General features: G+C 73.9%; 11 protein-coding genes. 5 read left to right on the plus strand and 6 right to left on the minus strand.

Features of this window, described 5'->3' with window-relative positions:
* Nucleotides 1–94 precede the first annotated feature (94 nt).
* Nucleotides 95–985 carry an alpha/beta fold hydrolase gene (locus ACZ56V_RS29405; protein WP_467379561.1) on the plus strand — a complete coding sequence of 297 codons (891 nt, stop codon included), beginning with the start codon at nucleotides 95–97 and terminating at the stop codon, nucleotides 983–985.
* A 91-nt stretch (nucleotides 986–1,076) separates the two neighbouring features.
* On the opposite strand, the gene ACZ56V_RS29410 is transcribed toward ACZ56V_RS29405, so the two are convergent.
* From ACZ56V_RS29410 to ACZ56V_RS29420, 3 genes are all read right to left on the minus strand, one after another.
* Nucleotides 1,077–2,732 (minus strand): transporter, encoded by a 1,656-nt coding sequence (locus ACZ56V_RS29410; RefSeq protein WP_398914658.1) that lies wholly within the window; start codon nucleotides 2,730–2,732, stop codon nucleotides 1,077–1,079.
* A complete protein-coding gene (locus tag ACZ56V_RS29415) occupies nucleotides 2,729–3,520 on the minus strand; it encodes an ABC transporter ATP-binding protein (RefSeq protein WP_468946403.1) in 792 nt (263 codons plus the stop codon). The genes ACZ56V_RS29410 and ACZ56V_RS29415 overlap by 4 nt, the downstream gene beginning before the upstream one ends.
* 138 nt (nucleotides 3,521–3,658) lie before the next feature.
* Entirely contained in the window at nucleotides 3,659–4,312 is a 654-nt protein-coding gene (locus ACZ56V_RS29420) for a bifunctional DNA primase/polymerase (protein WP_398914659.1), read from the minus strand.
* 303 nt (nucleotides 4,313–4,615) lie between these two features.
* Here ACZ56V_RS29420 and ACZ56V_RS29425 point away from each other — a divergent pair, with 303 nt between their 5' ends.
* Both ACZ56V_RS29425 and ACZ56V_RS29430 read left to right on the plus strand, forming a co-directional pair.
* Complete coding sequence (locus tag ACZ56V_RS29425; RefSeq protein ID WP_467379563.1) at nucleotides 4,616–6,001, plus strand: transcriptional regulator; 1,386 nt, start codon at nucleotides 4,616–4,618, stop codon at nucleotides 5,999–6,001.
* A 201-nt stretch (nucleotides 6,002–6,202) separates the two neighbouring features.
* Nucleotides 6,203–7,879 (plus strand): hypothetical protein, encoded by a 1,677-nt coding sequence (locus tag ACZ56V_RS29430; protein ID WP_468946408.1) that lies wholly within the window; start codon nucleotides 6,203–6,205, stop codon nucleotides 7,877–7,879.
* Between the two features lie 25 nt (nucleotides 7,880–7,904).
* On the opposite strand, the gene ACZ56V_RS29435 is transcribed toward ACZ56V_RS29430, so the two are convergent.
* Entirely contained in the window at nucleotides 7,905–9,221 is a 1,317-nt protein-coding gene (locus tag ACZ56V_RS29435) for an ABC transporter substrate-binding protein (RefSeq protein ID WP_468946411.1), read from the minus strand.
* A 116-nt stretch (nucleotides 9,222–9,337) separates the two neighbouring features.
* On the opposite strand from ACZ56V_RS29435, the gene ACZ56V_RS29440 reads away from it, so the two are divergent.
* The gene (locus ACZ56V_RS29440; protein WP_104636404.1) at nucleotides 9,338–9,838 is read left to right on the plus strand and encodes an SCO4402 family protein; all 501 of its coding nucleotides are present in this window, start codon (nucleotides 9,338–9,340) and stop codon (nucleotides 9,836–9,838) included.
* A gap of 47 nt (nucleotides 9,839–9,885) precedes the next feature.
* Nucleotides 9,886–10,779 carry a formyltetrahydrofolate deformylase gene (gene purU / locus ACZ56V_RS29445; protein ID WP_468946414.1) on the plus strand — a complete coding sequence of 298 codons (894 nt, stop codon included), beginning with the start codon at nucleotides 9,886–9,888 and terminating at the stop codon, nucleotides 10,777–10,779.
* A gap of 164 nt (nucleotides 10,780–10,943) precedes the next feature.
* Here purU and ACZ56V_RS29450 read toward each other — a convergent pair whose 3' ends face one another.
* Together ACZ56V_RS29450 and ACZ56V_RS29455 are read right to left on the minus strand one after the other, a co-directional pair.
* On the minus strand, nucleotides 10,944–12,218 hold the full coding sequence (locus ACZ56V_RS29450) for a zf-HC2 domain-containing protein (RefSeq protein WP_468946417.1): 1,275 nt from the start codon (nucleotides 12,216–12,218) through the stop codon (nucleotides 10,944–10,946).
* Nucleotides 12,215–12,808, minus strand: a complete 594-nt coding sequence (locus tag ACZ56V_RS29455) for a sigma-70 family RNA polymerase sigma factor (protein WP_356359409.1) — start codon at nucleotides 12,806–12,808, stop codon at nucleotides 12,215–12,217. Before ACZ56V_RS29455 ends, ACZ56V_RS29450 begins: the two co-directional genes overlap by 4 nt.
* Nucleotides 12,809–12,850 lie beyond the last annotated feature (42 nt).

Raw genomic sequence — 12,850 nt, forward strand, 5'->3', positions numbered from 1 at the left:
TGGCTACTCTGCACGGCAGGCAGGACACGGTTCACAGGACGGCCGGCCCGCGAGGGCGGGCGGGTCCGAGCGGAGCTTGGGGGTGCCAGGACCTATGGCGCGGCGCATCGACGTGACCGGCGCGGGCGGCGTACGCCTCGCCGCCTGGGAGTTCGGCGACCCTCCCAAGACCGACCGGGCGCCCGACCCGGCCTCCTCCGGGTCCGGCGCGGTAGATCTGCCCGGCGTGCTGTTATTGCACGGCCTGATGGGCCGCGCCTCGCACTGGGCCGCCACGGCCCGCTGGCTCTCCGCCCGCCACCGGGCGGTCGCCCTCGACCAGCGCGGCCACGGCCGCAGCGACAAGCCCCCGCGGGCCGCCTACACCAGGGAGGCGTACGTCGAGGACGTCGAGGCCGCCCTGGAGCAGCTCGGTCTCGGCCCGGCCGTCCTCATCGGCCACGCCATGGGCGCGCTGACCGCCTGGCAGCTCGCCGCCAAACGCCCCGACCTGGTCCGCGGCCTGATCATCTGCGACATGCGGGCCTCCGCCCTCGGCGCCGCCTCCCAGCACACCTGGACCGAATGGTTCCGCGCCTGGCCGGTCCCCTTCGCCACGCTCGCCGACGTCCGCAAGTGGTTCGGCGAGGACGATCCGTGGGTGGAGCGGCCGAACCCGGCCCGCGGCGAGTTCTACGCCGAGGTGATGGCCGAGTCCCCGGACGGCTGGCGCCCCGTCTTCGAACCCGAGCAGATGCTGCGCTCCCGCGAGACCTGGGTCTACGACGCCCACTGGGAGGAGCTGGCCCAGGTGCGCTGCCCCACCCTGGTCGTGCGCGGCCTCGACGGCGAACTGGGCCGCGCCGAGGCCCAGGAGATGGTCCGCGTCCTGCCGAACGGCCAGTACGCGGAGGTCGCCGACGCCGGCCACCTCGTCCACTACGACCAGCCGGAGGCATGGCGGGCGGCCATCGAGCCGTTCCTGAACACCCTCGGGGACGCCTGAGCACCCTTGGGGGACGCCTGAGCACCCTTGGGGGACGCCTGAGCGCCCGCCCGCCGACCGTGCGCCGCCCGCGTGCGGGCGGGCCGGTCCGTCACCCCTTGCTGACCGCCGCGAGGATCTCCGGCAGCCGCTCCGCCGTGCGCGGCGCGGCCAGCCGCAGGCCCAGCAGCGTCAGCGCCGCGCCGTACACCGCGCCGACCGGCAGCAGCACCCAGCCCACGTCCCCCGCCCGCTCGCTCACGTTCAGCCAGATCGTCAGCGCGATCACCGGCGCGCACAGCAGGGCCGCGCCGATCATGCCGCCGAAGATCGAGACCCAGGCCAGCCCGACCTGACCCGGGGCGACGTTCTTGTACCCCTCCTGCGGGATGGAGTACGGGAAACGCGCCGAGGTCCACGCGCCCGTCGCCAGCATCGCGCCGAGCAGCGCGAAGGACAGGCCGAGCGCCTCGGGCAGGGCCCGCCAGTCGTCGAGCATCGCGGTGGTCAGCACCGTGACGAGGGTGGCGTACGGCAGCGTGATCAGCAGCAGCGCCAGCGCGCGGGCCCGCAGTTCGACGTAGGCGTCCCGGGTCGAGGAGATCGTCATCGCGACCATCCAGAACGCGGACGTGTCCTGCCCGAACTGGTTGTACATCTGGATGCCGAGCATCCCGGCGGCGAAGCAGGCGAAGTAGACCGAGCCGGTGCCCTGCCAGGCGTTGAACACCGGCACGATCAGACCGATGGCCAGCGACGTCACCCACGCCGCCTTGGTCTTCGGGTCGCGCCACACATAACGCAGGGTGCGCTCCATGGTGGTGCCCGTACGGCCCGCCGGCAGCCACCGGGCGAGTCCGGCCGAGCCGCGCTCGCGCACCGTCCCGGTGTCGCTCTGGATCGTGGAACCGTCGGGCGCCGTCATCAGCCGCGTCAGGTGCCGGGCCCACACCCACAGCAGCAGCCCCAGCGCCGCGGCCGTCAGCGCCAGCTGGGCCAGCGCGATGCCGTACGACCCGTCGCTCGCCGCGTCCATCGCGCCGACCGCCGACGCCGGCGGCACCCAGCGCACCACGTCGGCCACCGGGTCAAGCTCGCCCAGCCCCGAGGAACCCAGCCGCTGCGCGCCGAAGTTGACGAGCTGCGCGCCCACCGCGACGACCAGCCCGCTCAGCACCGCGAGATCGCGCCCCTTGCGGCTGGTCAGCAGCCGTACGTTGGCGGCGGCGACGGCCCGCGCCAGGGTCACGCACACCAGCAGCGCGAGGACCGCGCCGACGACCCCGACGGCGTACGCCGCCCCGCCGTGCGCGACCGCGACCACGGAACCGGCGAACATGCACAGCGTGAACAGCGGCCCGATGCCCACCAGTGAGGAGATGAGCAGGGCCCGCACCAGGGGGCCGGGCCGCAGCGGCAGCATCACCAGCCGGGTGGGGTCGAGCGTCTCGTCGCCGCCGGGGAAGAACAGCGGCATCACCGCCCAGCCCAGCGCGAGTACCGCCGCGAGCAGCACGACCAGCGAGTCCACGTGCGCGTACCCGCGCAGTGCGATCAGGCCGACCAGCTGGAGCGCGGCGAAGAGCAGCACGAGGACGGCGGAGGCGAGGTAGGCGGCCCGCCGCCCGCCGGACTGCCGCAGCCCGTTGCGCAGCAGCGACAGCTTCAGCCGGACGAAGACGGACGTGACGGACGCGGCGGAGGCGGCCGGTGGACGGCCCGACGAGCCGGACGGGACCGACGCGGCCGGTGAGGTCGGCGCACTCATCGGGACCCGCCGCCCAGCCAGTCCAGGTCCGACCCGGCGTCCCGGCCCCCCGCACCGACGAGTTCCAGGAACGCCTCCTGCAACGACGCCGCCCCGCCGCGGACCTCGGCGAGCGTCCCGGTGGCCCGGATGCGTCCCGCGGCCATGACGGCCACCCAGTCGCACAGCGACTCCACCAGCTCCATGACGTGGGAGGAGAAGACGACGGTGGCGCCGGAGGCGGTGTAGCGCTCCAGGACGCCCCGGATGGTCTGCGCGGAGACCGGGTCGACGCCCTCGAACGGCTCGTCCAGGAACAGCACTTCCGGATTGTGCAGCAGCGCGGCGGCGAGGCCGATCTTCTTCCGCATGCCGGTCGAGTAGTCGACGACCAGCTTGTGCTGGGCCCCCGCGAGGTCCAGCACGTCGAGGAGCTGGGTGGCGCGCTTGTCGACCTCCTCGCCGGGCAGTCCGCGCAACCGGCCGGTGTAGCCGAGCAGTTCACGCCCCGACAGCCGCTCGAAGAGCCGCAGCCCCTCGGGCAGCACCCCGATCCTGGCCTTCACCTCGACCGGATCGCGCCACACGTCGTGCCCCACGACCTCGACCGACCCCTGGTCCGGCCGCAGCAGCCCGGTCACCATGGAGAGCGTGGTGGTCTTCCCGGCCCCGTTGGGCCCGACGAGCCCGATGAACTTCCCGGCCGGCAACTCCAGATCAATCCCGCCCACGGCGACTTGCTGCCCGAACCGCTTCCAGAGCCCTCGCACCCGCACGGCGCTGTTACTCACCACGTCTCCCTCCGTCACCACGAACCCTACGGGGGAGCAGCGCCCCGAAGGGGGGCGGGACTGTGTCGGTATGCGGCTCCGCCCCGGGGGGCGCGATCAGCCACACTCAGCCGGCAGCCGCCGAAATCGAGCAACCAGGCAGACGAAAAGGCGCCCCTAACGATCCCGGCCGCACGCGTACGCCAACGCCGAGATCAACTCCTCCACATCCGGCAACCACCGATTCGCGGCCGTAGGCCGGCAGGCCCACTGCACCGCACCCCACGACCCGAACCGCGTCGGCGGCGCCGCCACATACGACCCCTCCCCGAGCACGCCCAGATCGAGCACCCGGGGCGACCACCCCAACCGCCGCACGAGATCCGGCACCTTCGCCCCCGCACCCGGCAGAACGAAGAACCGCATCCGCCGGTCCGGCGCCAGCGTCACCGGCCCCAGCGTCAGCTCCATCCGCTGCATCCGCGCCAGCGCCAGGAAGCCGGCGGTCTCCGGCACGTCGATCGCGTCGAACGTCCGCCCCGTGGGCAGGAGGATCGACGCCCCCTGCTGCTTCTGCCACATCCGCCGGGCGACGGTCGCGCTGCCCGTGGCCTGCGCCGCCCAGTCCTCGCGCGCCGGGTGCGCGCCCGGGGCGGCGCACGCCGGGTCGCCGCAGGAGCAGCGCTGCACCCCGTCGGCGGGCACCAGCCAGGTGCCGGGAAACACGTCCCAGTGACGCTCCTCGGCGTAGCGAACGGCGGTCTCCAGCAGCGACGTGCCGCGCTGCTGCGGGATCTGGGCGGCTTCGGTGCCGGGGATGGTCTCTTCCACGTGGGTCTCAACTCCCGCGCTCACCGGGGGTTACGGGCGCCGTGCGCGCGGGGGAGGTGCATCGGCACCGCACTCGGGGCGCATGGGTGCACAGGCGGGGGCGCGCAGGAGGATTCACCGCGGGAGCTGGGTAGCCAGCAGGGGGGCCGGCGTCGGCCGTTACCCCGGCAATCCTCGCAAGCTTCGCAAGTCTCGCATTGTCGGCACATCGACGGGGCATTGATCTTCACGGCCGGATCTCTCTCGTCCGACGATCCGCCGGGACAGCATCGAGACCGCATGAGATCGCATGGGGGTTACGCCATGGCCGCAAGGCCTCTCGTCGCGCGGCAGCCGAACGAACGACTGCAGGCGCTCATTCAGGAAGCGGGCTGCTCGAACGCGGGCCTCGCCCGCCGGGTCAACGTGTGCGGGGTCGAGCACGGTCTCGACCTGCGGTACGACAAGACCTCCGTGGCCCGCTGGCTGCGCGGACAGCAACCGCGCGGCCGGGCACCGGCGATCATCGCCGAGGCGCTCGGACGCAAGCTCGGCCGCACGGTCACGATCGACGAGATCGGCATGGCCAACGGCAAGAACCTCGCGTCCGGCATCGGCCTCCAGTTCTCGCCGACGGTACTGGGAGCCATCGAGCAGGTCTGCGAGCTGTGGCGAAGCGACGTGGGGCGCCGGGACTTCCTGTCCGGTTCCTCCGTCGCCTCCTCGGCGCTCGTCGAGCCCAGCCGGGACTGGCTGATTTCCGCCCCCGACCCGCAGGTGTCGCGTTCGGCGGGGCCGCGGGTGGGCCAGTCCGACGTGGCGGCCGTGCGCGCGATGACCCAGGCCCTGGTGGACCTGGACCACCAGTACGGCAGCGGGCACGTGCGCCCGGTCCTCGTGCACTACCTGAACAGCGTCGTCTCCGGACTGCTGGCCGGCTCCTACCGGGAGGCGGTCGGGCGGGAGTTGTTTGCCACGGTCGCGCGTCTGACCGAACTGGCCGGATACATGGCCGTCGACACCGGCCAACCGGGCCTCGCCCAGCGGTACTACATCCAGTCGCTGCGGCTCGCCCAGGCGGCCGGGGACCGCGGTTACGGCGGGTACGTCCTCGCCGCCTCCATGAGCCACCTCGCCGCACAGCTCGGAAACCCGCGCGAGATCGCCCAGTTGGCGCGGGCGGCGCAGGAGGGCGCACGCGGGCGGGTGACGCCGCGCGCGGAGTCGATGTTCCACGCGGCCGAGGCCCGCGGCCACGCGCTCCTCGGCGACGTACGGGCGGCCCACGAGGCGGCCGGACGGGCGGTCGGTGCGATGGAGTCGGCCGATCCGGCCTCCGGCGACGACCCCGTGTGGATCGCGCACTTCGACGAGGCCTACCTCGCCGACGAGTTGGCGCACTGCCACCGGGACCTGGGGCAGGCGGACGCGGCCGCCCGGTACGCGCGGCAGTCCCTGGACGGGCACCCCGAGTCACGGGCACGCAGGCGGGCCATCGGCCATGTGCTGTTGGCCACGGCGCAGGTGCAGCAGCGCGAGATCGAACAGGCCTGCAACACGGCGACGAAGGCGGTGGAGCTGCTGGAGACGCTGCGCTCGAACCGGGGCGCCGAGTATCTGGACGACTTCCAGGCCCGGCTCGAGCCGTACCGGGAAGAAGCCGTGGTCAGGGAGTTCGGTGCCCGGCTCGACCTCCAGGCCGCGGCGTGAACGGACGGGGCGCGGATGAGTGAACACGCGTGAAACTCCGCCGCGGTGAGCGGAAAGAGACATCAACAGCGCACCGCGGCCTGGTTTTGTTACTGCGGTCACAGGGAAGGAGTTGACGTCCCGGGCGGCGTGGCAGTGGGCTCGGGGGACCCGGTAGCGTGAGCCGACGATTCCGAAGGTCCCCCATTCGTAGGAGTCCCGGTGACGCAGAGTGGACAGGGCGAGGAGCCCTCGCCGCGGCAAGCGCGCGAAGGCATCGTGCTGCCCTCGGACGGCGGCGAGCCCTTGCTGCCCGGTCGGGCCGGCACTCCCGTCGGCCCGCAGGCCGGTGGCCCGACGCCCGCCTCGGCGCCGCCCGGCGGTCAGGCCTGGGACCGGCCCTGGGGCCCCGACCAGCAGCAGGGTTCGCCCGCCACCCAGAGCTGGCCCACGCCGCCCGGCGCCCAGCCGTGGGGCGTCCCGGAGACTCCGCAGCAGTCCGCGCCGCCGTCGGCGCCGCAGGCCTGGCCGCACGCGCAGGACGCCGCGGCACAGGCCCCCGGTGCCCTCCCGCCGCAGGCCGGACCCGGCCCGCTGCCGCCGGAGGGCGCGCCGCCGCCGTCGTACGGGACACCGGCGGGCGACCAGTCCTACGGCGCACAGCCGACGTACGGGCAGCACCAGCATCACCAGCACCAGCACCAGCACCAGCACCAGCAGTATCAGCAGCACGGCGGGGGCGCCGCGCCGCTGCCGCCCGCCGACCAGGGCGCGACGCAGTACCTGCCGCCGGTCGTGCCGCCCGCCGACGAGGGCGCCACCCAGTACATACCGCCGGTCCCGCCCGCGGGGCCGGGTGCGCTGCCTCCGGAGAGACCCGTGCAGCCGCACGCCGCCGAGTCGACGCAGTACCTCGGCCAGGCACCGCAGTACCCCGCGCCCCCCGCGCCCGCGCCCAACCCGGACGCCGAGGCCACGCAGTACATCGCGCCCGTGCCCGGCGGCCCGGCCGGCGGCCCGTTCGGTGCCGGGCCCGGCGCTGACGAGGGGCGTCAGCCGCCGGCCGAGTTCGACAACCTCTTCCGCGGCGCGCCCGGCGCCGACGGCCCGGCCTCGGCCACCCAGCAGATGCCCCGGTTCGACGCGCCGCAGCCGCAGCACCCCGGCGGTCAGCCCGGGTACGCCCCGCAGGGTCCCGGTCCCGGTGGCGGTGGCGGCAGGCGGCGCGGGAACGATGACGGCGGCGGCCGGGGCGGCCGCGGTGGTCGCGGCGGTTCGCGGCTGCCGCTCCTCGCGGCCGTCGGCGTGGGCATCGCCGTCGTCGGGGTCGGCGCCGGCGCGATGATGGCCGGCGGGGGAGAGGACGAGGACAAGGGCGGCAACCAGACGGTGTCCGCCACGGCCCCCGCCTCCGAGTCCGCGTCCGCCCCGGCCTCGCCGTCCGCCGACCCGGTCCGGCAGCAGGCCGTCGAGCTGGACAAGCTGCTCGCCGACAGCGGCACCGGCCGCACCACGGTGATCAACGCCGTGGGCGACGTGAAGACCTGCGACAACCTGTCCCAGGCGGCCAAGGACCTGCGCGAGGCCGCCAAGCAGCGCAGTGGGCTGGTCGACAGCCTCTCCCGGCTGTCGGTGGACCAGCTGCCCCGGCACACCGAGCTGACCACCGCGCTCACCAAGGCGTGGCAGGCCTCCGCGTCGGCCGACAACCACTACGCGGCCTGGGCCGACCGGACGGCCGGCAAGAAGGGCTGCAAGAAGGGCAAGGCCGCCACCCAGCCCTCGGAGGCCAACCGGGCGAGCGGCACGGCCAGCAAGGAGAAGGCCAAGGCCGCGGCGCTCTGGAACGCCATCGCCAAGAAGTACGGCCTGACCGAACGCCGACCGACCCAGCTGTGAGCCCGTCCGGTCCGCCGGACGCCCCCTAGGCCACGTCTGCGTTCTGCAGGGTGCGGGTGGTGTCCACGGCGCCCCGGCGGGCCGAGACCAGGTGGCCCTCCCGCACGACCTGGAGGGTGACGTCGGCGTTGACCAGGCGCGGGAAGCCGACCGAGGCCAGCTTGTCGGCGAACGTCCACCTCAGGTCGGGGGTGAGCCCGCCGGTGCCGACCTCCAGACCGTCGTCGAGGGCCCGCCGTACGGTGTCGGCGCTCACCTCGCCGTCGCCGAGCGACTCGACGACCTCCTTGAACACGGTGTAGGCGATCCAGGTGGTCTGCACTCCGGCGTCCGCCGCGTCGACGTCGTTGTCGCCGAACGCCTGCTCCTTGATCAGCTTCTTCATCCCGTCCCAGGCCGGGTCGCCCACCGACGGGTACCAGCCGGTGACGTACGCCCCTTCGTAGGGGCCGGACGCCCCGCCGCTCGCGTTGACCGTCGTCTGGTCGACGCTGCCGAGCACGGTCGCGGTCCGTACGCCGGGGTGGTCCTCGCGGGCGCGCCGGAAGGAGTCCATGAACGTGCCGGTGCGGTCCCCGAGGACCGGCACCACGCACCCCGGCTCGCCCCCGCCGGTGCCCTCCCGCGCCAGTGCCCGCGCGGACTGGTCGTCGTACGCGGTGGCGTCCTCCGCCGCCCGCTGGTCGTGGGCCCGCTCGTGCCCGCCCGAGACCAGCCCCGAGTCCAGCAGGGCGGGCAACTGGTCGCCCGCGATGGTGTCGGGGCGTACGAGCGAGACCGGCCCGCAGGACCCGGCGAGGGCGCTGCCGAGCCCCGCGAGCAGCGCCGGCTGGCCCCCGTTGACCGGGTAGGACAGCGGACTGGTGAACTCCGCGTTGGTGAGGCCGTAGCCGCCGATGTACGGGATGCGGGCGCCCTCCAGGACGGGGAAGAAGGAGTCGGCGTACTGGCTGTAGGAGCCCAGGACGGCGACCGCGTGCTCCTTGACGGCACGGCGGGCGCACTTCGCGGCGGCCACGCTGTCGTTGTGGTCGTTGCAGGTCAGGACGTTGAGCTTGCGGCCGCCCAGGCCGCCCTCGGCGTTGACCCAGCGGGCGTAGGCCTGGGCCAGGGCGGGCATGCCGGGCTTGTTGGTGGCGCCGGTGTCCTGCGGTGCCCAGGTCATGACGGTGATCGGGTCGGCCCCGGAGCCCCCCGTGGCACCGGGGACGACCCCGCAACCGACGGCGAGTGACGCGCACGCCACCAGCGCGCCCGCGGCCAGGGCGCCGGTGCGGGTGGCCCGGGAGCGGCCGCCGAGGCCGCCGGGGAGGGTGCTGCGGATGGGTCGCCTGCCGGTCATGTACCCGCACGATTCCGTCACCCGGCCAACCCGGGAGTGACCTGCGGTCAACGCGTGGTGACGCGGAGGTGAATTGCGGGCGCCGGAAGGGGGCGGGGAAGAGGAACGTAGGATCGATGACCGTGCAAGGTTCGGAGAACTCTTCCCGTCGCGGCCGTCGCTCCTCCACCATGGGCGGCATGCCACTCAACGACATGCCGTGGTGGCGCTGGCGCAGCCAGGTGCGCTCCGCGCTGCACATGCTCTCCTCCCCCGCCTTCCAGCGGGACGTCTGGCTGGCCGGCGTCGACGGCTACGGGGACGTCACCGACGCCGTGTACCGCCTGGTGGAGGACACCTGGCTGGACCACTGGTCGGCCGAGAAGTACGTGGGCACGGTCTTCCGCGACTCGCAGGAGGCGGCGCTGGTGGACACCGCCGTGCTGCGGGTCCTGCGGATCATGCACCAGGTGGGGCCGGACGCGCCGGTCACCGCGTACCTGGAGCACGCCGACTGGCCGGAGGCGGTACGGGCGGCGCGCGACGCGCACGTACGGCTGGCCACCAGTGACGGCGAGGACCCGGAGACGGAGCCGCGCACGCTCGAGGTGCTGCAGATCCTGACCCGGTCCGCCTGACGGGACGGCTCGCGGCCCGTGGGGCCGGATATGGGACCCTGTGCTGCATGAACGCGCAGTCCTCCGCCGCCGTCCCCTCGGCCGACGTCCCGGCCGACCAGTACGTCCTCACCCTGTCCTGCCCCGACAAGCAGGGCATCGTGCACGCCGTGTCGAGCTATCTGTTCATGACCGGCTGCAACATCGAGGACAGCCAGCAGTTCGGGGACCACGACACGGGTCTGTTCTTCATGCGGGTCCACTTCTCGGCCGGCGAGCCGGTGACCGTGGACAAGCTGCGCGCCAGCTTCACCGCGATCGGCGACGCCTTCCACATGGACTGGCAGATCAACCGGGCCGACGCGAAGATGCGCATCGTGCTCATGGTGAGCAGGTTCGGGCACTGCCTGAACGACCTGCTCTTCCGCGCGCGGATCGGCGCGCTGCCCGTGGAGATCGCCGCCGTGGTGTCCAACCACACCGACTTCGCGGAGCTGGTGGGGTCCTACGACATCCCCTTCCACCACATCCCCGTGACGAAGGACACCAAGCCGGAGGCCGAGGCCCGGGTCCTGGAGATCGTGCGCGAGGAGAACGTCGAACTCGTCGTGCTGGCCCGCTACATGCAGGTCCTCTCGGACGACCTGTGCAAGGCGCTCAGCGGCCGGATCATCAACATCCACCACTCCTTCCTGCCGAGCTTCAAGGGCGCGAAGCCGTACCACCAGGCGCACGCGCGCGGTGTGAAGCTGATCGGTGCGACCGCGCACTATGTGACGGCCGACCTCGACGAGGGGCCGATCATCGAGCAGGAGGTCGAGCGGGTCGGCCACGACGTCACGCCGGACCAGCTGGTGGCGATCGGGCGGGACGTGGAGTGCCAGGCGCTGGCACGGGCCGTGAAGTGGCATGCGGAGCGGAGGATTCTGCTCAACGGTCGCCGCACGGTGGTGTTCGCCTAGCGGGGCGGGGCCTTCTGTCCCGTCGGCGGCTGCGGGTGCCTCGTGGCGTGTCGCGCAGTTCCCCGCGCCCCTTCAAGGGCGTTCACTGCACGTCCCTCAAGGGGCGCGGGGAACTGCGCGAGCCCCCCACAGACCCGCAGCCGCCGGCGAACGGCCACCGCCCCCTACATCCGGCTCAAGCTCGCCGCGGCGAACAGTACGTCGCGGATCGCCTCGCGGTCGCCGACCTGGCCGGCCGCCGCCTCCGCCGGAGGCACATGGCCCGCCGCCAGCCGGCAGAACTCCACGCCGTCCAGCGCGACATGGGCCACCTCGTGGTCGGCGGAGCCCACCGCGCCGGGGGAGTCCAGCGGGATCAGCCACTCGCCGCCGCCCGAGCCCTCGATCTCCAGCCGCAGGCTGCGTCCCGGCTCGCCCGCGGCGACCAGGTGCGGACGGTCGCCGGGCGTGGCCAGACCGGCCCGGCGGCGGGCCGCCAGGACGCCCGGCAGCATTCGGGCCGCGAGGTCGATCATGCCGTTGAGATGGCGCGCGGACGGCGGCGCGTACGGATAGTCCACCGCCTCGGCGATGTCCTCCGCATGCACCCAGCACTCGAACGCCCGGTCCAGCATCGCGTCCCGCAGCGGCAGCTCGAAGTCGCCGTACGAGACCGGCAGCCCGCCCGCGTCGCCGGTGAACGCCACGGTCCGCACGATGCTGTGACTCTGCTCACGCCAGGGGGCTCGCACCGCTCGGGTGGGCGGGTAGTGCGAGGCCCGCCAGTACGCCTCCGTGCGGGCGGCCGGTGCCCGGGAGGGCGCGGTGATGTCGCCCAGCGGGTCGTCCAGGCCCAGGGTGACGGCGACCGTCCCGTCGACCGTCAGCAGGTGGGCGATGACCCCGGCGACGGTGGTGCGGCGGCTCGCGGCGCCGTCGCCCTCGAACCAGCGCAGCCGGACCGGGGCGTGCCACTCGGCGTCCCCGAAGTCCTGGAGCAGCGCGTCGAGGCGCGCGGTCTCGGCGTCGTAGGGGGTGGCCCACTCGGGCACCGGGATGCGGGGCGGACGCCGCTCCAGGCACCCGTCCAGGACCCGGGTGCGCAGGGCGGGGTCCAGATCGAGGCTCTCCGGCCGCTGGAGCAGCGTGACGGCCTCGCGCAGGCGCAGCGCCTCCTCGGCGCAGGCCTCGCACTCCCCGAGGTGCTCCTCGACGGCCGCCGCCTCCTGCGCCGAGCAGGCGGCCAGCGCCCACGCGCCGAGCAGCGACGTCAGCACCTGGTGCTCCATCGCGACCGGCGGCGGGTCGGGCAGTACCCGCCCGCCGTCCTCGACGGAGGCACGGGGCAGCGGGATACGCGCTCCGGTGCCGGTGCCGGTGCCGGTGCCGGTGTCCGCGTCGTCGGCTGCCCCCTTCTCGTCGTGCCCGCTGTCCCCGTCGTCCTCGTCGTACGCCTTCATGCCGCACCCCCGTACTCGGGCGGAGCCCCGGGCGGGTGCGGGACGGTGCCGGCGTCGCGGGCGGTGGACAGGAGCTGGAGGCCCAGGCGGAGGCGGCGGCGGGCCTCGTCCTCCGTGACGCCCAGGTCGGCGGCGGTCTGGCGGTAGTCGCGGCGCTGGAAGTAGGCCAGCTCCAGCGCCGCGCGCAGCGGAGCCGGCATGGACTGGACGATGTAGTCGGCGCGGGCGGCGACCGAGGCGCGCCGCACCTTGGTCTCCAGCTCCTCCGCGGTGCCCGGCCCGCCCCGTACCAGGGCCGCCGTCTCGGTGGCGCGCAGCCGCTGGACGGCGAAACGGTGGGTGAGCGTGGCGATCCAGGTGCGCAGCGGGCCCTGCCGGGGGTCGTAGGCGTCGGGATGCTCCCAGACGTGCGCGAAGACGTCGCGCGTGAGGTGGTCGGCGGCCCGCTCGTCGTCGAGCACGCGGTGCGCCAGGCCGTGCACCAGCGAGGCGAACCGGTCGTACAGCTCGCCCAGGGCGGCGGCCTCGCCGCGCGCGAGCCGCTGCTGCATCTTGCGGTCCCAGCGCAGTGGTGCGTCCCTCTTCGCCATGCGGTCCCTCCACCCCCTCCTCGGTCCCAGCCTGCGGCCACG

This window comes from Streptomyces sp. NPDC034099 (genome assembly GCF_055575415.1).